Below are 24634 nucleotides of genomic sequence, written 5' to 3'. Positions count from 1 at the left end.
TATGGAAAAGACAACATTATTTGATAAAATATGGGATTCGCACGTGGTCAAATCCGTGCCTGCAGGGCCTGACGTTTTCTTCATCGATAAGCATTTTATCCATGAGGTGACCTCACCGGTCGCATTCCTGAATTTGGAGAAGCGCGGAATCGGGGTAAAAAACCCCAGCCGGACCGTTGCCACACCTGATCACAACGTTCCTACAGTGGATCAGGATAAGACCATTAAAGATAAGCTCTCTCGGATGCAAGTCGAACGACTTCGTGAAAACTGTGCGAAATACGGGATCGAATTGCATGACCTGGGTTCTGCGCATCATGGCATTGTACACGTCATCGGACCGGAATTGGGAATCACCCAACCAGGAATGACTATTGTCTGTGGTGATTCACATACCTCTACCCACGGAGCTTTCGGAGCCATTGCTTTTGGAATCGGTACCTCAGAGGTAGAAATGGTTTTGGCTACACAATGCATCATGCAGTCCAAAGCCAAGAAAATGCGGATCTCGGTGAACGGGACGCTTGGACCGGGTGTGACTTCCAAAGACATCATTCTCTACATCATTTCTAAAATATCCGCAGCAGGTGCCACAGGTTACTTTGTGGAATACGCCGGATCTGCTATCCAAAGTCTGTCGATGGAAGCCAGAATGACCATCTGTAACATGTCCATTGAGATGGGTGCCCGGGGTGGGCTGATCGCTCCGGACGAGACAACCTTCAATTACCTTAAAGGAAAACAATATGCCCCTAAAGGGGCCGATTGGGACAAAGCAGTTGCCTATTGGAAGACGCTGAAAACTGACGAAGGTGCCGTTTTCGATAAGGAATTGGTTTTCGAGGCAGCGGATATCGAGCCGATGATCACCTATGGTACCAATCCGGGAATGGGAATCAAGATCACCGAAAATATCCCGAGTACAGCAGGAATGGAAGGATCAAACAAAACTTCCTATCTGAAATCCCTGGAATACATGGGCTTTGCTCCCGGCGAATCCGTCAAAGGTAAGCCGGTGGATTACGTTTTTGTAGGCTCTTGCACCAATGGACGAATCGAAGATATTCGTTCTGTCGCCCAGTTTGTCAAAGGACATAAAAAAGCAGACAACATCACTGCCTGGATAGTACCTGGTTCCAAAGAGGTGGAAAAAATGGCTCATGAGGAAGGTCTCGTGAAAATCCTGGAAGAAGCAGGTTTTGTCCTCCGCCAACCGGGTTGCTCTGCTTGTCTGGCGATGAATGACGATAGGATTCCTTCCGGAAAATATGCCGTTTCGACTTCAAACCGAAATTTCGAAGGTCGTCAAGGTCCTGGTGCCCGCACCATGCTCGCTTCTCCTTTGACAGTGGCAGCTGTAGCGATCACAGGATGTATCACCGATCCTCGGGAAGTATTTGCAAATTAAAAAACACAAAGTTGGAAATACGAAATGCGGGTAAGGATTATGAGTCAAGCAATTGGCTTGGCACACCTTACCACCTTCCAACTTTACCACCTTTGAACTAAGAAAAAATGGCTTACGATAAATTCACCATCCTACGTAGTACTGCAGTGCCTTTGCCTACTGAAAATGTGGACACCGACCAAATCATCCCTGCCCGATTCCTGAAAGCTACCGAGCGGGAAGGTTTCGGTGACAACCTTTTCCGTGATTGGAGATACGATGTAGAGGGCAACCCAAAAAAAGATTTTGTCTTGAACGATCCGACTTATTCCGGTAAAATTCTGTTAGCGGGTAAGAACTTCGGTTCCGGTTCCAGTCGCGAGCATGCCGTTTGGGCAATCTACGATTACGGGTTCCGATGCGTGGTCTCCAGCTTCTTTGCTGATATTTTCAAAAATAACTGCCTGAATATCGGAGTTCTTCCAGTGACAGTTTCAGCGGAATTTGCGGATAAGCTGTTTGCAGCAATCCAAGCTGATCCAAAAACTGAAATCGAGGTAAATCTCCCTGAGCAAAAGGTTAAACTTCTAACAACAGGTGAGTTTGAATCTTTTGACATCAACGAATACAAAAAGGACAACATGCAAAATGGCTTCGATGACATTGATTACCTATTGAATATGTCGTCTGAAATCGATGCATTTGCAGCATCCAGATAAAGAAAAAATGGAGGCAAATAGAAATCATACAGTTAAACCCTCCAAGGGTGCCGAATCCTTGGAGGGTTTGAAGAGGCAACGTATCGAAATCATGGATACCACGCTGAGAGATGGTGAGCAGACCTCAGGGGTTTCCTTTTTGCCTTCGGAAAAGCTCCAAATTGCCAAGCTTCTTTTGGAAGAACTCAAAGTAGACCGGATCGAAGTTGCTTCTGCCCGGGTTTCTGAGGGAGAATTGGAAGGAGTTCAAAAAATTACCACTTGGGCAGCTCAAAAGGGCTATCTCGATCGGGTGGAGGTTTTGGGCTTTGTAGACACGCCGGTTTCTGTGAATTGGATTTTGGATGCTGGGGCAAAAGTCATGAACCTACTGACCAAAGGCTCGCTAAACCATCTGGTTCACCAGTTGAAAAAATCGCCAGAGCGGCATTTTGAGGAAATTGCCACCAGCATTTCCTACGCTCAGGAAAAAGGAATTGCTGTCAATGTTTACCTGGAAGATTGGTCAAACGGCATGCGAAATTCGCTCGAATACACGCTGAGTTTGATCGATTTCTTGACCCATCAGCCGGTCAAGCGTATCATGCTCCCTGACACCTTAGGATTGCTTTCTCCGGATGAAGTTCGGAATTTCATGGATTTGATCGTAGAGAAATTCCCGGCCACTCACTTCGATTTCCATGCCCACAATGATTATGATCTTTCCGTTGCCAATGTCATGGAAGGCATTCTTCATGGCGCATCCGGTATTCACACAACCGTGAACGGATTGGGCGAACGGGCAGGAAATGCACCTTTGGAATCCGTAGTCGCCGTAATCAAGGACTTTACAGATTTTGAAATTGGAGTCCAGGAGCAAAAGATTTTCCGCGTTTCAAAGTTGGTTGAACAGTTTTCCGGACAGCATATTCCGGCTAATAAGCCGGTTGTCGGTGAAAATGTCTTTACCCAAACGGCTGGAATTCACGCTGACGGGGACAATAAAAAGAACCTCTATTTCAATGATCTGCTTCCTGAGCGATTTGGCCGTCAACGGAAATATGCCTTGGGCAAAACTTCTGGCAAAGCCAATATTCTTAAGAATTTGGAAGAACTCGGAATTTCTCTTGAAAAAGAAGAACTCACCCGAGTGACCCAACGGATCATTGAATTGGGCGATAAGAAGGAACGTGTGACTACTGAAGATTTGCCTTACATCATTTCTGATGTATTGCAAAACAACTCGATCTCCAAAAATATCTTCATCGAAGGGTATCACATGACCCATTCCAAGGGTTTGAAGCCATCTGTTCAACTTCGACTGAATGTCCATGGCAAATCCTACGATGCTACAGCAACCGGTGACGGACAGTATGATTCCTTCATGCGTGCGGTAAAGAAAATTTATAAATCCCTGAAAAAAGAACTCCCCAAGCTGATTGATTACCATGTATCCATTCCTCCCGGAGGAAAAACCGATGCTTTTGTAGAGACGGTGATCTCTTGGGATTATGGGAAAATATTCAAAACCAAGGGGCTCGACCCTGACCAAACTGTGGCAGCGATGATGGCCACGGAAAAAATGCTGAACATCGTCGAATCATTTAATTCAAACCCAGAAAAAGAATCCACGAACTATGGAAATGAATATCGCGCTGTTGCCGGGTGACGGCATCGGCCCTGAAGTAATTGCTCAGGCAGTGAAAGTAGTCAATGCCATCGGGAAAAAATTCGGTCATAAAATCACCTTCAAAGAAGGTCTTGTCGGTGCATGTGCCATCGATGCCACGGGAGACCCTTATCCCGATTCCACGCACGAGATCTGTGCCGCTTCTGATGCAGTACTTTTCGGAGCGATCGGCGACCCGAAATACGACAACGATCCCAAAGCCAAAGTTCGACCGGAACAAGGACTGCTTAGAATGCGCCAGAAACTCGGCCTGTTTGCCAATGTTAGACCCACTTTCACTTTTCCTTCCTTGGTTGATAAGTCACCGTTGAAGCTTGACCGAGTGGATGGCGTGGATTTGGTGTTTTTCAGGGAATTGACAGGAGGGATTTATTTTGGTGAGCCACGAGGCCGAAACGAGCAAGGAACCAAAGCCTTTGATACAAATATTTACAGCAAAGAGGAGATTGTTCGCCTAGCTAGAATGGGTTTTGAAGCTGCGCAAAAAAGAAGAAAGCTGCTGACCTGCGTGGACAAAGCCAACGTAATGGCGACTTCCAGACTATGGAGAGAAACCGTACAGGAATTAGCTCCTGAATACCCGGATGTCAAAGTGGAATATGAATTCGTGGATGCCGTGGCGATGCGATTGATCCAGTGGCCAAAAGCTTATGACGTGTTGATTACCGAGAACCTTTTTGGTGACATTCTGACTGACGAAGCTTCGGTAATTTCCGGTTCCATGGGCTTGATGCCTTCTGCTTCCTTGGGTTCAAAAGTGAAGCTATTCGAACCGATTCATGGTTCGTATCCTCAGGCAGCAGGCAAAGACATCGCCAACCCACTTGGAACGGTGCTTTCTGCGTCCATGATGTTTGATTATGCCTTTGGACTATTCGAAGAAGCCAAACTGATCAGCGATGTGGTCAATCTTTCTTTGGCAGAAGGAATCGTGACCGAAGACATCGCCGAGGGCGGCAAAGCCTACAAAACCTCCGAAGTGGGGGATTGGCTGGCTGCTAAGATTTTGGGATAATATTTCTAGATGATAAAATGAAACCACCTTCGGAATGGGGTGGTTTTTTATTGACTTTAAAATGGATTCGATTTTAAGTAATCGATTGTTTGTATAACCTTTTTTCTTTTTTTTAAGAATGAAACATAGATTCCAATCCCTATGCAGAAAAGAATGAGATATATGTAAACCTGAGTTGGGACACCTTCAACATGATGAAGTGTTGCCGCCCAGCTTTTACTTGGATTTAAATCATTTAGAATCACTTGCTATTTTCGTTAATCCAGAAATTGATAAAATTAAAATGATGGTTTCAATGTTTATCCTAAAATTCCCAAAGTAGCATCTCACATGTCCAAGAGAAGTAGTTCAATGTCCCTTCTAGACATAAATTAAATCCTCCTTAATCCGCTCAAAATACCGCTCTTTGATTCCATTTTTGGAAACCAAATCGACTTTGATTCCAAGGATTTCATCCAGTTCATCCGCCAATTCAATAAACTCTGAACCTACACGGCTATGAAACTCGACCATCAAATCCAGGTCACTCGCTTCTTTTTGTTCTTTGCGTGCGTAGGAACCAAAAATCGCCAAGTCCTTGATCGTATACTTTTCAAAAAGCTCCTTAATCTCTCGCCGGATTGATCATGATATGTGCTCGATGCGTTCCCGGATCCATAATCCAAGGTAAACCCGGTCCGGCTGGCTTCATTGGCAATCCGGTGCTTTCCGCAGTAGCCCAAGGAATATAGACGACCGAGCGCGTATAGGTGTTTTTGGCTTCACCTGTGGTCCAGTTTACATCGGCGTGCTTAGCAGTCAAGGCATTGAGCAAGCTTCCCTGATCGGGGAGTTTGAGTTTGCCCGCTTTTGCTTCAGCTTCTCGGATATTGAATATTTCCTCCGCATTTTTTCCTTCTTTTCGCAATGCCCAACCCCGCTCCATAAACGGCTGAGCACTGCTGTGATAACAAGACACGCTCAGTCCCTCTCGGGAGGGGTCATCGGCTAGACAAATGGTCTGATTTGTTCCTTTTCTGAGCAAAGTTCCATCAAAGGCATACACGGTTGCATGGGCGCGTTGATCCTCAGGAGCGGCTAGTACAGCCAGTTTGATCTGGATTTCTTTGGAAGGTTGAGTTTGAGAAATTGCCTGAAAACTGGCGAAAATCATCAAAAGGCTAAGAAGTTGCTTCATGGTCATTATTTTTGGGTTACCTGAATTTAGTCAACCCGCTGAGGGTTTCAAAGGATTTGTCAATATTGAATTCCAACTATGCGTTCCCGACCGTATTCCTATCTCTTTTCCATTTCATACTATGGCGCAAGATTCAAAGGTTGGGCCAAGCAAAAAGGGCAACCAACCGTGGAGGGGAAATTGGAGCGGGTGTTTCGATTTGTGTTGGGTCATGAAGATTTCCGATTGATCGGATCGAGTCGGACCGATTCAGGAGTGAGTTGTCGGCAGGGTTTTGTTCAGATTTTTCTTCGTGAAGAAGTGGATTTTGAGCCGATTTTATTAGCCTTGAATGTGAATTTGAATGGAGAAATCCGACTCAATGCTGTTCATGAAATCCCACGGGATTTTAATTTGATTCAATCCGTCAGTCAAAAAACCTATCGTTACTATTTCTCTGATTCCGAATCCTTTCATCCATTTGCATCGGCATTTTTGACCTCAGCTTTCCAAATCAACTCATTGGAACGAATGCAGGAAAATGCCTCTCTTTTCGTTGGAAAACATGATTTCAGGGTTTTTTGCAGGATCTCGGGCGACAAAAAGGATTTTACAAGAGAAATTTTTGAAGCGAAAGTCTTCGAGATAAAAACTTTTTTTACTGATTTTTCACCCGAAAAAACTTATTCCTTTGAAGTGACCGGAACGGGTTTCCTTTATCATCAAGTCAGAAAAATGGTCCATGCGATTTGGTATTTTTCTTCAAATCAAATCAAAGAAAGATTGGCAAATCCAGAAGGACCTTGGGAACCTGTACCCACTGCCTCCGCAAATGGCTTGGTGCTCTGGGAGACGGTGTTGGATAACCTTTGAATTCTCGAAGACCTTGAAAGTTTGCCGTCATCAAAGCTTCAACTCCATCACCACATCGTCCATGACATAGCCATTTCCGATGTCGATGACTTCTTTGTAGATTTCCTGAAAGCCCATTTTGAGGTAAAAGTTGATGGCCTTTTGATTGTATTTGTTCACATTCAGCAGCAGGCTTTTTTGATCGGCTTTTCTGGCCTGATCGGCCACTTCCAGGATCAATGCTTTTCCTGCGCCATTTCCCTGAGCTTCGGGAAGAAGGTAGATTTTATGCAGCTTCGCTTTTGAACCTTCTGAATAATTGAGTTCATATCCTGCAAACCCGATTTCAATCCCATTTTCCTCAGTGAGCAAAAAAGTATGTCCTTTTTCCAGTTGTGATTCCAGCATTTTGAGCGAATACATCCAATTCAGCATGTACTCGATTTGCTCCGGGCTGAGAATAGTTTTAAAAGTTGAAGGCCAGGTGCGGTGTGCGATGGACTGGACTTTGGTGAGTTCTTCTTTTTGTAATGAGCGGATTTGCATAGGGAAATACGAGATTTGAAATACGGGCTGTTAACTTAGAGCTGGGCTTCCTTGCCACTTTTCAACCTTACAACTTTCCAACTGAATTTTCCAATTTTTCAATCAACAAATCAAAATTCAATCAACTCCTTCAACTTTCCCTTGAATCGCTCTGTCGGCAAAAACTGCTTTTCCAAGCTGGGGGCAAAAGGAACTGGTGTATCCAAACTTCCTTCCCGCATCACCGGGGCATCTAGCCAGCGGAAGCAATGCTCGGAAATCCAGGCACAGATTTCTGCGCCGATTCCTCCGGTCAAGGTGTCCTCTTGGAGGAAAATCACTTTTCCGGTCTTTTTCACCGTTGCCGCAACTGCTTCTTGATCCCAAGGCAGTAGCGTTCTTAAGTCCAAAATATCTGCTGAAATCCTGAGTTCCTCGACGGCCTTGATCGCCCAATGCACGCCCATGCCATAGGTGATGATAGAGACTTGGGTTCCTTCTTGTGCCAAAGCTGCCTTTCCCACTTCCACGGTATAGTAGCAGTCAGGCACAAGGCCTGAGATGGAACGGTAAAGCATTTTGTGCTCGAAATAAAGGTAAGGGTTGGGGTCTTCCAAAGCTGCATTGAGCAGACCTTTCGCATCGTGGGGATTAGAAGGATAGACGATTTTCAGACCGGGAGTGTGGAAAAACCAAGCTTCGTTGGACTGGGAGTGAAACGGCCCTGCGGCCGATCCAGCGCCGGTTGGCATTCTGATTACCACATCGGCTTTTTGTCCCCAGCGGTAGTGGATTTTTGCCAGGTTGTTCACGATTTGGTTGAAACCGACGCTTACAAAGTCCGCAAACTGCATCTCGACCATGGCCTTGTAGCCTTTGATGGAGAGTCCCAGTCCGGCACCGATGATGGCGCTTTCGCAAAGCGGCGTATTGCGCACCCGATCTCCTCCAAATTTTGCCTTAAAGCCATCCGTGATTTTGAAAACTCCTCCATATTCTCCGATGTCCTGACCCATCAGAATCAGATTCGGGTACTTTTCCATCGATTGACGCAGCCCGTCGCTGATCGCATCGATAAAACGCTTTTCCGTATTCGGTCCTGCTGGAGAGATGACTTTTTGGGAAAAAGGAGTATAGACATCTGCCAATTCTTCTTCCAGATTGGGCGTGATGGCTTCGGCTGCAAAAGCAATTTCCAACCCGTCATTGATCGCCTTTTTGACATTTTTATTCAGGCTCTCTTTGGCTGCAGCATCGAGCACGCCTACAGATTCCAGATAGGCTTCGTAATTGTCCACCGGATCGAGTTGTGCCCATTCTTCCTTGAGGTGCTTGGGAACGTACTTCGTGCCGGAAGCTTCCTCGTGGCCACGCATTCTGAAGGTGATCGCCTCGACCAAAACCGGTCTTGGGTTTTCTCGGATATCTTGGGCCAGTCTCAGAATAGTATCATAGACATCCAGCACGTTGTTTCCCTGTACCCGAACGGCCTCCATGCCATATCCGGGGCCTTTTTCGGTGAAATACTTGAAGGCAAACTGCTCCTCGCTTGGCGTGGAAAGTCCATAGCCATTGTGCTCCACGACAAAAATCACCGGCAATTTCCAAACTGCCGCCACATTCAATCCTTCGTGAAAATCTCCCTCCGAACTCGCGCCATCACCTGAAAAAACCAAGGTGACTTTCTTTTCTTCAGAAAGTTTATGCGCCAAACCAATCCCATCCGCAATGGCCAGCTGAGGACCAAGGTGTGAGATCATCCCGACGATGTGGTGGTCGATGCTGCCAAAGTGGAAGGATCGGTCTCGGCCTTTGGTGAAGCCTGACTTTTTTCCCTGAAATTGTGCGAATAGCCGCTCCAAAGGCATATTTCGCCCGGTAAAAATTCCCAGGTTGCGGTGCATAGGAAGAATAAATTCATCAGATTCGAGTGCGTTGACAGCGCCAATGGAAATGGCTTCCTGTCCCCATCCGCTAAACCATTTGGAAATTCTGCCCTGACGAAGAAGAATGAGCATTTTCTCCTCGATCCTACGGGGCATGATCAGCGATTCGTAGAGTTTGAGGAGGGTTTTATCCGAGTAATTCTTCCGGTCAAAAGTTAATCTTTGGGCATTTGGGGCGGTGAATTCCATACGATTCGATTTGGGAGTCTAAGGTACTCTAAGCCCCGAAATCGGCAAAGGTTTTTTGGTACGGAAGAAAAAAGGTTAACTATTAAGGTTTCCCGCTGATTATCGCAGAAAAGGATGCAGATAGACGCTGATTTAAATTTGCTCAACTGGTTTTTGAGAAAATCCGAAATCCGAGGCTTCGACTTCGCTCAGCATCACATTGGACCTCCCTTGCAAAAGTGCCCCGACTTTCGTCGAGGCAAAAAATAAATGCAAGGAGTTAAAAAGTATTTGCTGTACGCTGCGAAATTAAGCAAAGCTTTTCTCTGAGTACGACATCTTGCGTTAAGCTTGTTTTATCAAAGTGTTAACTGAGGACTTGTAAAGTGGTAGAGTTCAAAAGTTGTAAAGTTGCTGTAACCAACCTTGCAACTTTCCAACTTTCTTAACTTTCCAACCCATTTTTACCTACCTTTGCCCTCCCAAATCGAAGCGAATTCTGTGAAAGCGAGAACATTAAAGAAAGACAAAGTCAATATCATCACCATGGGTTGCTCCAAAAACCTGGTGGATTCCGAAGTCCTGCTGACCCAACTCAGAGGTAACGGCATCAACGCCAGCCACGAGTCCAACTCCGATGACAACAACATCATCATTATCAATACCTGCGGATTCATCGACAATGCCAAGCAGGAGTCCATCGATACCATCCTCCAATATGTAGATGCCAAAGAGCAAGGCTTGGTGGACAAGGTGTATGTGACCGGCTGTCTTTCTCAGCGCTATAAGGACGATTTGGAAAAAGAAATCCCGCAAGTGGATGCATTTTTTGGAACTCGCGATTTGCCTGCGATTCTGAAAAAATTCAAAGCAGATTACAAGCATGAGTTGGTGGGTGAGAGATTGTTAACTCACTCGGCACACTACGCCTACATGAAGATTTCCGAGGGTTGCGATCGGCCATGTTCCTTTTGTGCGATTCCGCTGATGCGGGGTGGACATATCTCCAGACCGATTGAGGAATTAGTGAAAGAAGCGAAGCACAAAGCTGCCAACGGAACCAAAGAATTAATTTTGATTGCACAGGATTCGACCTATTACGGCTTGGATATTTATAAAAAAAGAAACCTTGCCGAACTTCTTCGTAACCTTTCCGATGTAGAAGGAATCGATTGGATTCGCCTGCACTATGCCTATCCGACGGGCTTCCCGATGGATGTGATCGAGGTGATGAAAGAGCGTCCGAATATCTGCAAGTACTTGGATATTCCTTTGCAACACGGTTCGACCGATGTGCTTAAAGCCATGCGTCGAGGCACGACTCGCGAAAAGCAGGAGGAACTCATCCACAGCATCCGGGAGATGATTCCGGAGATTGCAATCCGTACCACGATGATTGCCGGACACCCGGGAGAAGGAGAAAAAGAATTTCAAGAGATGGTGGATTTTGTAGAGCGGATGAAATTTGAGCGGTTGGGTGTGTTTACTTATTCCCATGAGGAAAATACCCATGCTTTTGGAATGGAGGATTTGCTTTCGCAGGAAGAGAAACAAGACCGGGCAAATCACCTGATGGAAGTGCAGGAGCAAATCAGTTACGACTTAAATCAGGACAAAATCGGAAAAACTTTCAAAGTTTTGATTGATAAAAAAGAAGGAGGTCACTTCGTCGGCCGCACGGAGTTTGACTCAGTCGAGGTGGACAATGAAGTGCTGATCGATGCATCCAAGTTTTATTGCCGAGTGGGAGACTTTGTGCAAGCCAAGGTATTCGAAGCGACGGAGTTTGATTTGTACGCGACAGTGGAAGAATAAACAAAAAGAAAAGGGAAAAAAGGGAGCTGAATTCTCCCTTTTTTCGTTTTAGGAGTATACAGCAAAATTGCTAACTTTCATCATGCTGACAATCAATCCTAAATACATCACAGACCAAAGAGGAAAAAAACTTTCTGTGGTTTTGTCAATCGAAGAATTTGAGGCAATGGTAGAGCATCTTGAAGAATTGGAGGATATCAAACTTTATGACCAAGTCAAGAATTCCGATGAATCCTCCCTTCCTATTGACGAGGCTTTTTAAATGATCGAAATTCTCCGAAAAGAAATATAATGGCTTACCAAATAGCCATTAAGAAGTCTGCGATTAAATCTCTTTCCAAGATTGCAGAACCTTATTTTTAAAGCTTAAAAGAGGACATTTATAATTTGGCGGAAAATCCAAGACCTATAGGATATAAAAAGTTGAAAGGCAGAGACGCCTATCGAATTCGAGTATTGGATTACCGAATTATTTATGAATTAGAGGATAGCATTCTAACTATTGAGCTTATTGTAATTGGATATCGAAAGGATATTTATGAATGATCTTTCTGTTTTTTTAAAAATCTTAATTGAATTAGTTCTTTTCGGCTTGGGTTATTATCGGTATCGAAGGGTCATAAAGCCCGATAATGTAGGATTTCACAAATTCAATTTCTTATACAAATTCCAGAGAAATGCATTCATCTATGCATTGATGTCATGGGGTCTGATTATGGTAGTGAGAGAATTGGTCATTTTGATTTGGTTTTAGATTCTATTTAGTCAAGCTTTTGGAGAAGCAGGAAAACTCGTCTTTTGCCCTTTCCCCACGATCCCCTAATTTAGCCGATCTAAAATCCCCCGAATGAAGCTGATCGAAGTCACCACTCCTGCCCATCAGAAAGAATTTATCGAAATGGCGGTGAGGCTTTACAAGAATGAAAAAAACTGGATTCGTCCGCTTGATAAGGACATCGAGGGACTTTTTCATCCCGAGACCAATAAGCTTTTCCGAAATGGGGCTAAAGCAAGGCGCTGGTTGCTTCAGGACGATAAAGGGCAGACTATCGGCAGGGTTGCGGCTTTTGTCAATCCCAAGATGAAGGAAAAACAGCCAACGGGTGGTGTTGGTTTCTTCGAATGCATCGACAATCAGGAGGCGGCTTTTCTGCTTTTGGATACCGCAAAAGCCTGGCTTCAAAGCGAAGGCATGGAAGCGATGGATGGACCAATTAACTTTGGCGAGCGTGATAAGTGGTGGGGATTGTTGGTAGATGGGTTCTCCGAGCCGAACTACAATATGCCTTGGAATTTCCCATACTACCAAAAGTTCTTTGAAGATTATGGCTTTCAGCTTTATTTCAAGCAATACACGTACATGCGTCCGGTGCAGGATCTCGGGTTTGACGAGAAAATGATCCACCGAGCCAACACTATCATGGCGAATCCGGATTATTCTTTCCGGTATATCAAGGGGAAAGAACTTCAGGAAAAAGCGCCGGAATATTTCATGACGGTTTACAACAAAGCCTGGGCTCGTCACATGGGAAAATCGATCTCGCTGAAAGAAGCTCAGCTCATGTTTGGCAAGATGAAGCCGATCATCGATCCGAGGTTGATCTACTTTGCGTTTCATAAAGGCGAACCGGTGGGCTTTTTCATCCAGATTCCTGAGATCAATCAGATCTTCAAGCATGTGAATGGGAAAATGGACCTGATTGGGAAGCTGAAATTTCTGTGGTACAAGACCTTTTTCCCTCCCAATAAAATGCTTGGCTTAGTCTTTGGCGTAGTGCCGGAGCACCAGGGAAAAGGTGTGGAAAGCGCCATGATCATCAGTTACGATAAGATGAGTGGCAAGTCCTCTTTCCCATACAAAACCATCGAGATGAACTGGATCGGGGACTTCAATCCCAAAATGATGCGGGTTTGTGAGCAGCTGTTGGCTACGATCTACAAGACGCATCATACGTACCGGTATCTCTTTGATCGGGAAAAACCGTTTGAAAGACACCCGATATTTGATTAAGTACGAGTTACGAAATACGATTTACGAGGTGTTTTTAGACCTCAATCCTTACTCTTGGTAGGGAGGTCAACGGGTTTCAATGTCGAATATCGAATGCTGAAGTAATCCCAACTTTACAACCTTTTAACTTTACAACTTTCCAACTATTTAAAAAATGAAAAAATACGATGTGACCGGCATTGGAAATGCCCTGGTAGATATTGAGTTTAAAGTAAAAGATCAGTTTTTTCTGGATAATAAAGTCGAAAAAGGTCTGATGACTCTGGTGGATGAAGAACGTCAAAATTCCCTGATGCAGGTGATCAATACGGAAGAGGCCAAAAAGCAAGCCGGGGGTTCTGCGGCCAATTCGGTGGTTGCCGTCAGTCAGTTTGGCGGAAAATCCTATTACTGCTTTCGCGTGGCCAATGACGAATTGGGGCATTTCTATCTGAAGGATTTGAATGATTCCGGAGTATCGATTGGCTTGAGTCCTGAGAAACTAGAAGATGGCGTGACAGGTAAATGTTTGGTGATGGTCACGGAAGATTCCGAGCGGACGATGAATACCTTTCTCGGAATCACGCAGAATTTCTCTGTAAATGACCTCAACGAATCCGCGATCAAAGACTCCAAATACCTATTTATCGAAGGCTATCTGATTACTTCTGAAAACGGAAAAGCTGCCATGAAACATGCCAAAAAGATTGCCGAGGAAAACGGGGTAAAAGTGGCATTGACTTTTTCGGATCCTGCAATGGTAAAGTATTTCCGGGAGCCATTTGATGAAGTGATCGGTGCAAGTGTGGATCTGCTTTTTGCCAATGAAGAAGAAGCTATGCTTTTCACGGGAAAAGATAATCTTACCGAAGCTCGGGAAGAACTCAAAAAGGTGGCGAAACACTTTGTAATTACTCAGGGAAAAAATGGCGCAATGATCTTTGACGGAGACACCTTTATCGATATCGAGCCCTATAAGACGACCGCGATCGACAGCAACGGTGCCGGAGATATGTTTGCCGGAGCATTTCTATATGGAATCACAAACGGGCACTCTTATGCATCCAGCGGGAAGTTAGCCTCCATGGCCAGTTCCAGAATTGTGAGCCAGTTTGGGCCCAGACTAAAGTGGCATGAAGCCAAAGAAATCCTGGCAAAACTGAATCCTTAAGAAAATTTAACGCTGTCCAAGAATTCAATTTTTGGACCGCGTTTATCTACTTTTTCCTGCAATGGTGGATTTTTCAAACCTTTCACCTGTCTTTTTGAGTTTAATTTGATGAGAGGCTAATTTCTTATTTGAAATAAAACACTCTAATTTCCGCCCAAATTCTTAATTGAATACTAAACCAATCTTTTTACCATGAGAAAATTTACTGCTTTAGGCCTAATTCTGGGGATGCTCAGCATTCCGGTTTTGGCCCAAAAAAAGATCGAATTCAAGGAATTCACCTTGGACAACGGACTGCATGTGATCATGCATCGGGACAATACGACACCCATTGTGGTGACTTCGGTATTGTATCATGTAGGCTCCAAAAATGAAAATCCAGAGCGTACCGGTTTTGCTCACTTTTTTGAGCATTTGATGTTTGAAGGTTCGGAAAATATTGACAGAGGTCAATACATGAACATCATCCAAAGCCGTGGAGGAACACTGAATGCTTACACTTCCAACGACATCACTTATTATTATGAGTTACTTCCCTCCAATGAATTGGAGCTGGCGCTCTACATGGAAAGTGAGCGAATGCTGCATTCCAAAGTGGATATCACCGGTGTAGAAACGCAACGTGAAGTGGTAAAAGAGGAGCGGCGTCAGCGGTATGAAAATCAGCCTTACGGTACCATTCTTCCTGAGACCTTGGTGCGAGCTTACCAAGTCCATCCCTACAAGTGGGCTCCGATCGGTTCGATGGATCACCTGAATGCGGCCACGATTGAAGAATTCCAGCAGTTTTACAAGGATTTCTATGTGCCAAACAATGCGACATTAACCATCGCAGGTGACATCGATTATGAGACTACCGAGAAATTGGTGAGAAATTATTTCTCGGAAATTCCGAAAGGAGCTAAAGAAATCTACAGACCTAATGTAGTTGAGCCTAAGAAAACAGCTGAAATACGGGATATTGTTTATGACAACATTCAGATCCCTGCTGTAATCCAAGCCTACAACCTTCCTCCTAGAAATCATCCGGATTCGTATGCACTTTCCATGCTTTCTACCTATCTAACTGGAGGAAACTCGTCCCTGATGACCAAAGAATTGGTGGATAAGCAACAAAAAGCATTGGTCATTGCAGCGATTCCTTTGGAACTGGAAGACGGCGGGGTATTCCTGATGTATGGAATCACCAATATGGGCGTAGAACCTAAGGATCTGGAAGCTGAAGTGGACCGGCTGATCAAGCAGGTGCAGGATCAGGGAATCAGTGATGAGGAATTTGAAAAGCTCAAAAATATCATGGAAAATAAAATTGTGAGCGGAAACTCTACGATTGCGGGAATTGCCAACAATCTGGCTGAAGCTAAAGTAATCTACGGAAATACCAACTACATCAATCAAGTGATGGATGCTTACTCCAAAGTCACCAAGGCGGATATTCAGCGTGTGGCCAAAGAGTATATGGATCTTGAAGGTCGAGTTGTACTTTATTATTTGCCAAAATCAGCTCAACCAGCAACTGAGTAATTGTTTCACCTATAACATATCCTAGAAATGAAAAAAATAGCTATAGCATTTGTATTGACACTTTTGGTTGCGGTGGGCGGATTTGCTCAGGTGGACAGAAGTAAGCTTCCTGCATCAGGACCAGCTCCAGAGATAAAAATCGGAGAAGCGGAGACCTTCACCTTGGACAATGGTCTCAAGGTATTTGTGGTGAAAAACGACAAATTACCAAGAGTGTCTTTTACATTGGTTTTGGAGCGTGATCCAATCCTGGAAGGAGACAAGGCTGGTTTGACAGGTTTTGTCGGGGAAATGATGATGGCAGGCACAAAAAACCGAACCAAAGATCAACTAGACCAGGAAGTGGATTTCATCGGAGCAAGTTTGAGTGCATCTTCTACCTCGATGTTTGCTTCTTCTTTGAAAAAGCATCAGGGAAAAGTATTGGAATTAATGGCTGACGTGCTTTTCAATCCCGTGTTTCCTCAGGAAGAGTTGGACAAATTGAGAAAGCAATCGCTTACCGCATTGGCGCAAAGCAAAGACAATCCAAACGTGATTTCCTCCAGGCTTTCAGCGGCGGTTGTGTACGGCAAAAACCATCCTTATGGAGAGGTGGAAACTGAAGCGACCATCAATAATGTGACAGTGGAAGATGTGAAGTCGTATTATCAAACTTACTTTAAGTCAAATATTGCCTATCTGGCAATCGTTGGGGATATGGACAAAGCGGAAGCTGAGAAAGTGGTAAAGCAGTATTTTGGCAATTGGAAGCAAGGCGAAGTGCCCAAATTTACTTACCCAATCCCTGAGCGTGCTTCAAAGCGTGCTGTCGCCTTGGTAGACAGAAGTTCTTCCGTGCAATCCGTGATCAATCTGACACAGCCAGTGAAAATGAAAATTGGAGATGACGATTATATCTCCAGTAGAGTATTAAATCAGATTTTGGGTGGGGGTTCTGCTTCCCGACTTTTCATGAATCTTCGAGAAGACAAAGGCTACACTTATGGCGCTTATTCATCTATCGGAGCGGATAAATTGGTAGCGACCATCTCGGTAAATGCCTCGGTTCGTACAGAAGTTACTGACTCTGCTGTTTACGAATTCATTTATGAAATCCAGAATTTGGTGGAAAATGGAGTGACTGAAGAAGAGCTTGCAAAAGCAAAAGCAGAATTGTCAGGCAGTTTTGGACGATCATTAGAGCAGCCTGCCACTGTTGCAAACTTTGCTTTAAATACAGATCGATACAAGCTTCCAAAAGACTACTACGCGACTTACCTGCAAAAATTGAGTGCCCTGACAGTAGACGATATCAATGCCACTGCAAAGCGTCTCATCGAACCGGATAAGTTTATCATCACTACAGTTGGAAACGGTGCTGAAATCAAGGAGAAATTGGCTCAGTTTGGCGAAGTCACCCTGTATGACAACATGGGAATGCCTGCAAAGGAATTGACGGCGGATGCAAACATGACTGCGGAAAAGGTGCTGGAAACTTATCTCACTGCCATTGGTGGAATGGAAAAAGTAAAAGCGATCAAAACTGCAAAAATTTCAATGGATGCAGATGTGATGGGCACTCCCCTAAACCTGGCTTTTGTATACGATTCTCAAAATGGCAGATATGGTCAAAAACTTTCGGTTGGAGGCAATGTGATGCAAAAAACCACATTAGCAGACGGCAAAGGTTCTATGTCGGTTCAGGGAAATTCCATGGAAATGAACGAAGCTCAGCTTGCTGAAGCGAAATTGAATTCATTTCTCTTTCCGGAAGCAGTTTACCAAGAAAATGGATATACCTTGACTTTTGACGGGTTGAAAGATGTAGACGGTACCCCGGCTTATAAGGTAATCATTGCCACCGCCACCGGAGCAAAGTTGACAAACTACTATGCCCAGGAGACCGGATTGAAAATCAAATACGAAAACCCTGCATCCGGTGACACGTTCTATTCAGACTATCAAGCCAAGGATGGCGTGTTGCTGCCGATGGCTTGGACCATCAAGTCTCCTGCAATACCGGTTCCCCTTGAAGCCAAAGTTACTTCGATGGAATTGAATGTGCCAGTGACTGACGAAGACGTTAAATAACATGACATGGGAGGAGGGCTGCTCCTCCCTTTTTATTCTTTTAATTTTAAAAAAAAACAAGTATGAACTTCAAATCTCTCTTAGTCGCAGGCCTTGTCGTAGTGGCGTCACATACCGATCTTTTTGCTGAAAAAGTGATCCGCATTGGTGATCAAATTTCATTAGTTGAAAATGATCCGGAAACTATCATTGCAAATTATATCAAAGCAGTAGGTGGGGAAGCTAAAGTGAAGGCCATCAAAAACGCTAGCATGACGGCTGAAGCTAATTTTCAGGGTCAAGTGATCGAAATCAAAACCATCGCTGATTCTGAAAATACACGAATGATGCAATCCACATCAGTGGGTGGCAATGTCATGCAAAAAACACTACTGGTAGGTGGGCAAGGTCAAATGGTAATGATGGGGCAAGTTCAGGAGCTTCCTGAGGAGACAGTCGCTCTTCTTAAGCCTCAGACCTATGTGTTTCCAGAGCAGTTTTATTCTGAAATGGGCTTCACCTTGGAGTTTCTCGGAACAGAGGAAATTGACGGACAGCAAACCAACAAGCTTGGAATTACCGCGCCAAATGGCATGGTGACCAACGAATTCTATTCTGTTGAAAGCGGCCTTAAAATCAGAACGAGCTCTGAGGCTACCGGGGAGATCACCTATTCGGATTACCAAGAGGTTGAAGGAGTGAAGTTTCCCATGATGCTGACGATCAAAAACCCAATGCTTCCAGAAGCCCTTGAAGCTAAAATGATTTCGGTGAAATTCAATCAGGTACTTTCGGATTCAGATTTCCAATAGATACCACTCTTTCATTAAATCAAAGGCTTCCGGGTTTTGGAAGCCTTTTTTATGTCATCCATTTTGCGGTGATCGGGTTAAGCTTTTTAACAAGTAGCTGAAAAACAGGATAAAACCTTCTATTCTCATTTTCTAAAAATATATCCAAAGACCGCTCATTCCGGTTAATTCGAAGTTTCAAATCTGAATTGCCAGCTGATTTTACGATTGGCCAGTTCACAATTCGATCGTTTCTCATCAATGAACCATAAGCTTTAGAATCCGGGTGAAGCTGGAGGATTGCTCCTTCTGAGTTTGTTTTGATTCCAAATTCATGCATTGGCCAATCCTTACTTTGAGCCTCAATCATCTCAATTCCCAGAGCGAAGAGTTGAGATTGGAGTACAGGAAAAAGATCCGCTTTTCCACTTACATAGTTGGAAAAGAACGAGCGGACTTCTGTTTTGTCTGAGAATTTTTCAAATACCAACTGGTCAAAATCACTCATTGAATAACCTTTGAATGGTTTCCCAAACTGCTCCCACATTTCTTTCATAATTAGGCTGAGCGAACTCCCATTTTTCAATAATAATACATCAATGCAAAGTGCCAGCAGAGCACCATGGGTGTAGATATTTACTTTTCGGTCGGGAATTCCTGTAACATAGCCATCCAGCCATAGGTCAAATGATGATTCAGCGATCGTCTGATTTCTCCAACCCAAGCTTGCTACTTCTCTGGCGATTACTTTTTCAAAATGTTTGAGATAGGTGGGCAGATCGTAAACTCCGGACTTAAGTAAATACAGATCTCCCATGTAAGTGGTTACCCCTTCCAGAAGCAATCCAGCTTTGGTGTAGGCTTCTTTAGAAAAGTCATAAGGCAAAAGTTCCTTTGGGCGGATTCGGCAGACATTCCAGGCGTGATATAGCTCATGACAGCTTACGCCAAGCAATTCTTCCATTTGAGCTGGATCAGCTAGGTTTACTGCCGGACCAAAAGTAATCACTGTACCGCGGCGATGCTCCACGCCATGATAATGCGGGTAGGGTAAAAGCTGGAAAATGAAATGATATTCCGGTTCGGGGAATTCACCAAAGTCATGGATGAGTTTTGAAGAGAAGGCATTAAACTGGTCTAAAAAAAGTTTTTGGTCAAAATTAATCTCACCATGAATCCAAATGTGAAATGCAGTTTCTCCAATCGAATAGTTCCAATGAGTCAGATTTTTGGAGGCCAGAATGGTAGCATCAGCCAACATTTGAAAGCCTTTTGCTTTCCAAATATTGTCGGATAAAGGAATCAGCGTGCTGATTTGCTTGGGGAATTGGGTCAAATTCAGTGTGACTTCAATTTCCTCCTCACTTCTGTCCAAAACATCAAAACAGCAATTGACCAGATTCAAATAAATCTGCTCATCATCGACCCAGCAGCTTCCTGCATCCATTTTTCCACAGAAATATTCATAGGAAACCCAATGAATTCCTGCTTTTTTCGCGCTGAATTCCCAACAGTCTTTACTCGTTTTTCCTGCCGGTACCGAATTCTCCTCCGAATCGATTACGCTTAAGTTTCGAATGTTTTGTGCAAAATTTGCGAGCTGATAGCGTCCGGCTCTCCAGGCGGGAAGTTGAAGTTTTATAATTTCGGTTTCAATTGTTTCAATCGCTAATTCTATCTCAACAAACTGAGAAGCCGGATTTTGGCAACTGACTTTATATCGGAGCATAATAAATCGGATTTAGACCCAACAAATGTAGAAGTTGGATTTGTATTTCAGAAAATGGTCCATATCTTTGCAATCCTTTTCAGGGTCAATGCCTGAATGGAAGACAAAGAACGCAACTAGTTAAAGATATTCGATCATGAAAAGAACATTCCAGCCTTCTCGAAGAAAAAGAAAGAACAAGCACGGCTTCAGAGAAAGAATGTCTTCTGCTAACGGTAGAAGAGTAATCAGGGCAAGAAGAGCAAAAGGAAGACATAAGTTGACCGTCTCTTCTGAAAAGACTCTTAAGAAGTAATTCTCTGCGCTGTTTTTCGTATGTTCACATACGAGTACAGTCCTTGCGATGAATTTTAAACTTCCAAAGAACGAGCGGCTCCATGCCGAAAAACTAATCAAGGAACTTTTTAACGAAGGTTCCTCTTTTTTTTTGTATCCGTTCAAAGTACTTTTTATAAAAAAAACTGAACTGGCAGGTCAACCCAATCAAATCCTTTTCTCAGTTTCCAAAAAGAAAATCAGAAAGGCTACTGGCCGAAACTTCATCAAACGAAGATTAAAAGAAGCCTATCGGCTTAACAAGCAAATCCTTCCGGCAGATGGAATTATCCTCGGCCTTATATTTGTTGGTAAGGCAGAAATGACTTTTGCTGAGATTCAACCCAAAATGATTCAACTCCTGGCAAAGCTCAATCAGGAGTTAATCCAAAAACCGCTTTCCTCATGATTCAAAAATTGAAAAAACCCATTGTATTCATTCCATTAATTCTAGTTCTTTTCTTGGGAACTTTTGCCTTTCAGGTCAAGAACGACAAGCTTTTTGCTTTGGCAAAGAACATTGACATTTTTGCCACTTTGGTCAGAGAGCTGGATTCCTATTATGTGGATGAGATTGATCCGGACAAGTTGGTTACTATCGGAATTAATGCGATGCTGGAAGAGCTCGATCCTTATACCGAGTATATCCCGGAGGAGGAATCGGCTGATTTCCGAATGCTGACGACCGGCGAATATGCAGGAATCGGAGCCTTGATTGGTAATCGGGGAGGAGGGAATATGATTTTGATGCCCTATACAGGGTTTCCTGCTCAGTCTTCTGGTTTGAGAATAGCTGATTTCATATTGAAAGTAGACGCTATTGATGTTTCAAATAAGCCAACAGCAGAGGTTTCAGAACTTTTGAAAGGTCCTGCAAATACGCCACTTACCATAAAAGTCCTTCGGGATAAGGATACCCTTGATTTTTCACTGATCAGAAAAAAGATCACCTTGAAAAACGTGCCTTTCTACGGTAAAATCGACGACAAGACTGGCTATATCAAATTGTCAGATTTCACCACTAATGCTTCCAGCGAAGTGAGAAACGCAGTAGTAAATCTGAAAAGCCAAGGAGCCGAACGATTGATTTTAGACTTGAGAGACAATCCCGGTGGATTGCTTAATGAAGCAGTTGAGATCGTCAACCTCTTTATTCCAAAAGGGAAAGAGGTCGTGAAGACACTCGGAAAGCTCCAAAATGTGAATTACACGTACAAGACGACTAAAACACCCATAGATAAAGAGATTCCACTTGTTGTCTTGATCAATGAGCGAAGTGCTTCTGCGGCTGAAATTGTAGCAGGTGCGCTTCAGGACTATGATCGGGCAGTTTTGATAGGAAGAAAGTCCTTCGGAAAAGGGCTCGTGCAAACGACGATTCCACTTACCTATAATGCGCAGGTAAAAGTAACAACAGCGAAGTATTACATTCCAAGTGGACGATGTATTCAGGCGATTGACTATGCGCAGACTCGCGAAAATGGGTCTTTAACTACCGTTCCTGATTCTTTGAGGAAAGCTTTCAAGACAGCAAACGGGAGAATTGTTCGTGACGGTGCGGGGATCGAGCCGGATGATTTGGTTCAGGAAGTTAGCTACGCGCCGATTTCATACACCTTAGTGGCAGGCAATCATATTTTTGATTTTGCCACACAATATTTTTACAAAAATAAGTCAATCTCAGATCCGATGACCTTCACTATTTCCGATCAGGATTATGAAGACTTCAAAAAGTTTTTGAATGGCAAAGAGTATGATTACACTACTTATGTGGAGAAATCAATGCAGGATTTAGAGAAATATGCAGAAAAGGAGGCCTATTTCGAAGAAATCAAAAGTCAATTGGAAATGATTAAAGCTAAAGTCAACCACAGTAAAGAGAGTGATCTTGATACACATAAGGAAGAGGTCAAAAAAATTCTCAGTGAAGAAATTGTGTCTCGTTACTATTTTCAGGAAGGGATGATTGAGGCTGGCTTGGATCAGGATCCTGCTATCGACCTGGCAAAATCTTACCTTTCTGATCCTGTCAAATCCCTCAAAATTCTATCAGCTTCCTCCAAGTAATATGGCATTAATTCTGTCCATTGAGACCTCGACTTCGGTTTGCTCTGTGGCTGTTCATAATTCGGGAAATCTGTTGAGCCTTTGCGAGATTACCGAGTCAAGTGCTCATGCGGAGCGACTGATGCAATTGGTGCTGGATGCGGTTAATAAGTCCGGGTCTGAATTGATGGATTTAGATGCGATTGCTGTTTCTGAAGGGCCAGGCTCCTACACAGGCCTTCGTATCGGCGTCTCCACAGCAAAAGGTTTGGCTTTTGGGTTAAATCTTCCTCTGATTTCAATTAACACCCTGCAGGCTTTAGCCAGTGGGGTGATTGTCGATCAAGGTTCTTTTATTATTCCCGTTTTGGACGCCAGAAGAATGGAAGTCTATCGGGAAGTATTTGATCCCAAGCTTAATTCTATTTCGAAGCTTGATTCGGAAATTTTGAAAGAGGGTGCTTTTGAGAACTTTTTAGAGAAAGGGCCAGTTTATTTCATTGGGAATGCAGTGGAAAAAGTAAAAACCGTTGTCACAAATGAAAATGCCCGGTTTGTTCCGGATTTAACATTTTCTGCTCTTCACTTGGGGAAATTGGCTTTTTCAAAATTTGCGAATCAGGATTTTGCTGATCTTGCTTATTTAGTCCCAAACTACCTCAAAGAGTTCAAGGCTTTACATTCCATGAAGAATCCGTTACTTGGCCTATGAATGAAATTATTAACAGGGTTTCGTCAAGTCCTATTATTTCGTTAAATCTTGAAGAGATTTATCCAAAGGAGGAACGTGTGGTCTTCGATTTGAAGCCCTTCCTTTGGCAAGAATTGATTCTGAAAGAGCAGGATTTTAGAAAAGCACTTAAGGAAGTCAATTGGGAAGTTTATCGTAATAGATGGGTGGGCATTATCTGTTCCGCCGATGCGATAGTTCCTACCTGGGCATTTATGCTGGTCTGTACCTATTTGGAGCCGGTGACTAAAGGGTATGTGGTAGGAGAATTGGATGTCCTAGAAATCATGATTTCTGAACGTGTTATTTCAAATTTCGATTTGGAATCTTTCAGAGACCGTCCGGTAGTAATCAAAGGTTGCAGTTCTTATCCAATACCACTTTTTGCTTATGGAAGGATGGTTTCTGTGTTGCAGCCGGTTGCTCGATCCCTGATGTTTGGGGAGCCATGCAGCACAGTTCCTTTATTCAAAAAATCAAAGTCCTGATTTTTAAAGGTTAGAGTAGGGTCTTAGAAAAGTTTACAATTTTTGTTTTGCAAAGACTTGTGTAATCAAATTGACTCTTCTATGTTTGCACTCCCATTCGAGAAGATGTCTCTGGGAAAAATTAAAAAAAAGGTTTAAAGAGAAGAAAAAAAGGATAAAATTTTCTTTTCGATTTTGTGAAAACAAAATAAAAACCGATCTTTGCACTCGCATTTGGGACAAGGGTCTCACAATTCCCGATAAAGATCGGGATTAAGTTCTTTGAAATGTTGTAAGAGAGAAAGAATAAGCCTGAGAGCAGAGGCGGGAGATTGTTGGCTTGCTTAGGCGGTCAATGATTTGAAATAAAGATAAATTACAATGGAGAGTTTGATCCTGGCTCAGGATGAACGCTAGCGGCAGGCCTAATACATGCAAGTCGAGCGGCAAGTCGAGGAGTAATCTAAGACCTAGAGCGGCGGACGGGTGCGTAACGCGTATGCAACCTACCTCATACAGGGGGATAGCCCGGAGAAATCTGGATTAATACCCCATGGTACTGTGACA

At 43.7% G+C, this 24634-nt stretch carries 23 protein-coding genes and 1 rRNA gene; 19 read left to right on the top strand and 5 right to left on the bottom strand.

The genetic code is table 11. From position 1 onward, the window contains the following. Window position 1 precedes the first annotated feature (1 nt). The 4 genes from leuC to leuB all read left to right on the top strand — a co-directional run bounded on the left by leuC (window position 2) and on the right by leuB (window position 4790). Complete coding sequence (leuC, locus tag C4S61_RS06495; protein WP_103923976.1) at window positions 2–1408, top strand: 3-isopropylmalate dehydratase large subunit; 1407 nt, start codon at window positions 2–4, stop codon at window positions 1406–1408. A gap of 107 nt (window positions 1409–1515) precedes the next feature. Continuing rightward, window positions 1516–2106 carry a 3-isopropylmalate dehydratase small subunit gene (gene leuD / locus C4S61_RS06490; protein ID WP_103923975.1) on the top strand — a complete coding sequence of 197 codons (591 nt, stop codon included), beginning with the start codon at window positions 1516–1518 and terminating at the stop codon, window positions 2104–2106. 91 nt (window positions 2107–2197) lie between these two features. Then, the gene (locus tag C4S61_RS06485; protein WP_103924171.1) at window positions 2198–3754 is read left to right on the top strand and encodes an alpha-isopropylmalate synthase regulatory domain-containing protein; all 1557 of its coding nucleotides are present in this window, start codon (window positions 2198–2200) and stop codon (window positions 3752–3754) included. Next, window positions 3723–4790, top strand: coding sequence for a 3-isopropylmalate dehydrogenase (leuB, locus tag C4S61_RS06480; RefSeq protein WP_103923974.1), 1068 nt, complete (start codon window positions 3723–3725; stop codon window positions 4788–4790). The genes C4S61_RS06485 and leuB overlap by 32 nt, the downstream gene beginning before the upstream one ends. 360 nt (window positions 4791–5150) lie before the next feature. On the opposite strand, the gene C4S61_RS06475 is transcribed toward leuB, so the two are convergent. After that, the gene (locus C4S61_RS06475; protein ID WP_235009835.1) at window positions 5151–5363 is read right to left on the bottom strand and encodes a nucleotidyltransferase family protein; all 213 of its coding nucleotides are present in this window, start codon (window positions 5361–5363) and stop codon (window positions 5151–5153) included. A 31-nt stretch (window positions 5364–5394) separates the two neighbouring features. Further along, on the bottom strand, window positions 5395–5967 hold the full coding sequence (locus C4S61_RS06470) for a hypothetical protein (RefSeq protein ID WP_103924170.1): 573 nt from the start codon (window positions 5965–5967) through the stop codon (window positions 5395–5397). 78 nt (window positions 5968–6045) lie between these two features. Between C4S61_RS06470 and C4S61_RS06465 the strand changes: the two genes are divergently transcribed. Beyond that, on the top strand, window positions 6046–6819 hold the full coding sequence (locus C4S61_RS06465; protein WP_103923972.1) for a tRNA pseudouridine synthase A: 774 nt from the start codon (window positions 6046–6048) through the stop codon (window positions 6817–6819). Window positions 6820–6849: 30 nt separating this feature from the next. On the opposite strand, the gene C4S61_RS06460 is transcribed toward C4S61_RS06465, so the two are convergent. Together C4S61_RS06460 and C4S61_RS06455 are read right to left on the bottom strand one after the other, a co-directional pair. After that, window positions 6850–7344: a GNAT family N-acetyltransferase gene (locus C4S61_RS06460; RefSeq protein WP_103923971.1), complete on the bottom strand. Its 495-nt coding sequence runs from the start codon at window positions 7342–7344 to the stop codon at window positions 6850–6852. Between the two features lie 110 nt (window positions 7345–7454). After that, on the bottom strand, window positions 7455–9458 hold the full coding sequence (locus tag C4S61_RS06455) for an alpha-ketoacid dehydrogenase subunit alpha/beta (protein ID WP_103923970.1): 2004 nt from the start codon (window positions 9456–9458) through the stop codon (window positions 7455–7457). Window positions 9459–9938: 480 nt separating this feature from the next. Between C4S61_RS06455 and rimO the strand changes: the two genes are divergently transcribed. From rimO to C4S61_RS06410, 8 genes are all read left to right on the top strand, one after another. Beyond that, complete coding sequence (gene rimO, locus C4S61_RS06450) at window positions 9939–11252, top strand: 30S ribosomal protein S12 methylthiotransferase RimO (protein ID WP_103924169.1); 1314 nt, start codon at window positions 9939–9941, stop codon at window positions 11250–11252. A gap of 82 nt (window positions 11253–11334) precedes the next feature. Continuing rightward, on the top strand, window positions 11335–11514 hold the full coding sequence (locus C4S61_RS06445; RefSeq protein WP_103923969.1) for a hypothetical protein: 180 nt from the start codon (window positions 11335–11337) through the stop codon (window positions 11512–11514). A 116-nt stretch (window positions 11515–11630) separates the two neighbouring features. After that, window positions 11631–11798 carry a type II toxin-antitoxin system RelE family toxin gene (locus tag C4S61_RS22625; protein WP_407640573.1) on the top strand — a complete coding sequence of 56 codons (168 nt, stop codon included), beginning with the start codon at window positions 11631–11633 and terminating at the stop codon, window positions 11796–11798. Window positions 11799–12099: 301 nt separating this feature from the next. After that, the gene (locus C4S61_RS06430) at window positions 12100–13263 is read left to right on the top strand and encodes a hypothetical protein (protein ID WP_103923967.1); all 1164 of its coding nucleotides are present in this window, start codon (window positions 12100–12102) and stop codon (window positions 13261–13263) included. Between the two features lie 154 nt (window positions 13264–13417). Continuing rightward, window positions 13418–14413, top strand: a complete 996-nt coding sequence (locus C4S61_RS06425; protein WP_103923966.1) for an adenosine kinase — start codon at window positions 13418–13420, stop codon at window positions 14411–14413. Window positions 14414–14605: 192 nt separating this feature from the next. After that, window positions 14606–15937, top strand: a complete 1332-nt coding sequence (locus C4S61_RS06420) for a M16 family metallopeptidase (protein ID WP_103923965.1) — start codon at window positions 14606–14608, stop codon at window positions 15935–15937. 27 nt (window positions 15938–15964) lie between these two features. Next, complete coding sequence (locus C4S61_RS06415; RefSeq protein ID WP_103923964.1) at window positions 15965–18010, top strand: M16 family metallopeptidase; 2046 nt, start codon at window positions 15965–15967, stop codon at window positions 18008–18010. Window positions 18011–18072: 62 nt separating this feature from the next. Beyond that, window positions 18073–18801, top strand: coding sequence for a LolA-like protein (locus C4S61_RS06410; RefSeq protein ID WP_235009833.1), 729 nt, complete (start codon window positions 18073–18075; stop codon window positions 18799–18801). 49 nt (window positions 18802–18850) lie between these two features. Here the strand turns inward: C4S61_RS06410 and C4S61_RS06405 are convergent, their stop codons facing one another. After that, window positions 18851–20509 carry a M61 family metallopeptidase gene (locus C4S61_RS06405; RefSeq protein ID WP_103923963.1) on the bottom strand — a complete coding sequence of 553 codons (1659 nt, stop codon included), beginning with the start codon at window positions 20507–20509 and terminating at the stop codon, window positions 18851–18853. Window positions 20510–20645: 136 nt separating this feature from the next. On the opposite strand from C4S61_RS06405, the gene rpmH reads away from it, so the two are divergent. The 6 genes from rpmH to C4S61_RS06375 all read left to right on the top strand — a co-directional run. Beyond that, entirely contained in the window at window positions 20646–20804 is a 159-nt protein-coding gene (rpmH, locus tag C4S61_RS06400; protein ID WP_103923962.1) for a 50S ribosomal protein L34, read from the top strand. Between the two features lie 48 nt (window positions 20805–20852). Then, on the top strand, window positions 20853–21233 hold the full coding sequence (gene rnpA / locus C4S61_RS06395) for a ribonuclease P protein component (protein ID WP_103923961.1): 381 nt from the start codon (window positions 20853–20855) through the stop codon (window positions 21231–21233). Continuing rightward, window positions 21230–22891, top strand: a complete 1662-nt coding sequence (locus C4S61_RS06390; RefSeq protein ID WP_103923960.1) for a S41 family peptidase — start codon at window positions 21230–21232, stop codon at window positions 22889–22891. Before rnpA ends, C4S61_RS06390 begins: the two co-directional genes overlap by 4 nt. Before the next feature lies 1 nt (window position 22892). Continuing rightward, window positions 22893–23582, top strand: a complete 690-nt coding sequence (gene tsaB / locus C4S61_RS06385; protein ID WP_103923959.1) for a tRNA (adenosine(37)-N6)-threonylcarbamoyltransferase complex dimerization subunit type 1 TsaB — start codon at window positions 22893–22895, stop codon at window positions 23580–23582. Next, window positions 23579–24088: a DUF2480 family protein gene (locus C4S61_RS06380; protein ID WP_103923958.1), complete on the top strand. Its 510-nt coding sequence runs from the start codon at window positions 23579–23581 to the stop codon at window positions 24086–24088. The genes tsaB and C4S61_RS06380 overlap by 4 nt, the downstream gene beginning before the upstream one ends. Before the next feature lie 357 nt (window positions 24089–24445). Further along, window positions 24446–24634 (top strand): 16S ribosomal RNA (locus C4S61_RS06375); the annotation flags it as partial.

The sequence above is a fragment of the Algoriphagus boritolerans DSM 17298 = JCM 18970 genome (assembly GCF_900108085.1).
Taxonomy (GTDB): Bacteria; Bacteroidota; Bacteroidia; order Cytophagales; family Cyclobacteriaceae; genus Algoriphagus; species Algoriphagus boritolerans.
Note: the sequence above shows the minus strand (reverse complement) of the source record. Positions and strands in the feature narration are given on the sequence as shown.

What these genes read in the sequence shown, in the direction of transcription:
- leuC (WP_103923976.1), top strand. Translation starts at nt 2, where the DNA reads ATGGAAAAGACAACATTATTTGATAAAATATGGGATTCGCACGTGGTC.
- leuD (WP_103923975.1), top strand. Translation starts at nt 1,516, where the DNA reads ATGGCTTACGATAAATTCACCATCCTACGTAGTACTGCAGTGCCTTTG.
- C4S61_RS06485 (WP_103924171.1), top strand. Translation starts at nt 2,198, where the DNA reads ATGGATACCACGCTGAGAGATGGTGAGCAGACCTCAGGGGTTTCCTTT.
- leuB (WP_103923974.1), top strand. Translation starts at nt 3,723, where the DNA reads ATGGAAATGAATATCGCGCTGTTGCCGGGTGACGGCATCGGCCCTGAA.
- C4S61_RS06470 (WP_103924170.1), bottom strand. Translation starts at nt 5,967, where the DNA reads ATGAAGCAACTTCTTAGCCTTTTGATGATTTTCGCCAGTTTTCAGGCA.
- C4S61_RS06465 (WP_103923972.1), top strand. Translation starts at nt 6,046, where the DNA reads ATGCGTTCCCGACCGTATTCCTATCTCTTTTCCATTTCATACTATGGC.
- C4S61_RS06460 (WP_103923971.1), bottom strand. Translation starts at nt 7,344, where the DNA reads ATGCAAATCCGCTCATTACAAAAAGAAGAACTCACCAAAGTCCAGTCC.
- C4S61_RS06455 (WP_103923970.1), bottom strand. Translation starts at nt 9,458, where the DNA reads ATGGAATTCACCGCCCCAAATGCCCAAAGATTAACTTTTGACCGGAAG.
- C4S61_RS06445 (WP_103923969.1), top strand. Translation starts at nt 11,335, where the DNA reads ATGCTGACAATCAATCCTAAATACATCACAGACCAAAGAGGAAAAAAA.
- C4S61_RS06430 (WP_103923967.1), top strand. Translation starts at nt 12,100, where the DNA reads ATGAAGCTGATCGAAGTCACCACTCCTGCCCATCAGAAAGAATTTATC.
- C4S61_RS06425 (WP_103923966.1), top strand. Translation starts at nt 13,418, where the DNA reads ATGAAAAAATACGATGTGACCGGCATTGGAAATGCCCTGGTAGATATT.
- C4S61_RS06420 (WP_103923965.1), top strand. Translation starts at nt 14,606, where the DNA reads ATGAGAAAATTTACTGCTTTAGGCCTAATTCTGGGGATGCTCAGCATT.
- C4S61_RS06415 (WP_103923964.1), top strand. Translation starts at nt 15,965, where the DNA reads ATGAAAAAAATAGCTATAGCATTTGTATTGACACTTTTGGTTGCGGTG.
- C4S61_RS06410 (WP_235009833.1), top strand. Translation starts at nt 18,073, where the DNA reads ATGAACTTCAAATCTCTCTTAGTCGCAGGCCTTGTCGTAGTGGCGTCA.
- C4S61_RS06405 (WP_103923963.1), bottom strand. Translation starts at nt 20,509, where the DNA reads ATGCTCCGATATAAAGTCAGTTGCCAAAATCCGGCTTCTCAGTTTGTT.
- rpmH (WP_103923962.1), top strand. Translation starts at nt 20,646, where the DNA reads ATGAAAAGAACATTCCAGCCTTCTCGAAGAAAAAGAAAGAACAAGCAC.
- rnpA (WP_103923961.1), top strand. Translation starts at nt 20,853, where the DNA reads ATGAATTTTAAACTTCCAAAGAACGAGCGGCTCCATGCCGAAAAACTA.
- C4S61_RS06390 (WP_103923960.1), top strand. Translation starts at nt 21,230, where the DNA reads ATGATTCAAAAATTGAAAAAACCCATTGTATTCATTCCATTAATTCTA.
- tsaB (WP_103923959.1), top strand. Translation starts at nt 22,893, where the DNA reads ATGGCATTAATTCTGTCCATTGAGACCTCGACTTCGGTTTGCTCTGTG.
- C4S61_RS06380 (WP_103923958.1), top strand. Translation starts at nt 23,579, where the DNA reads ATGAATGAAATTATTAACAGGGTTTCGTCAAGTCCTATTATTTCGTTA.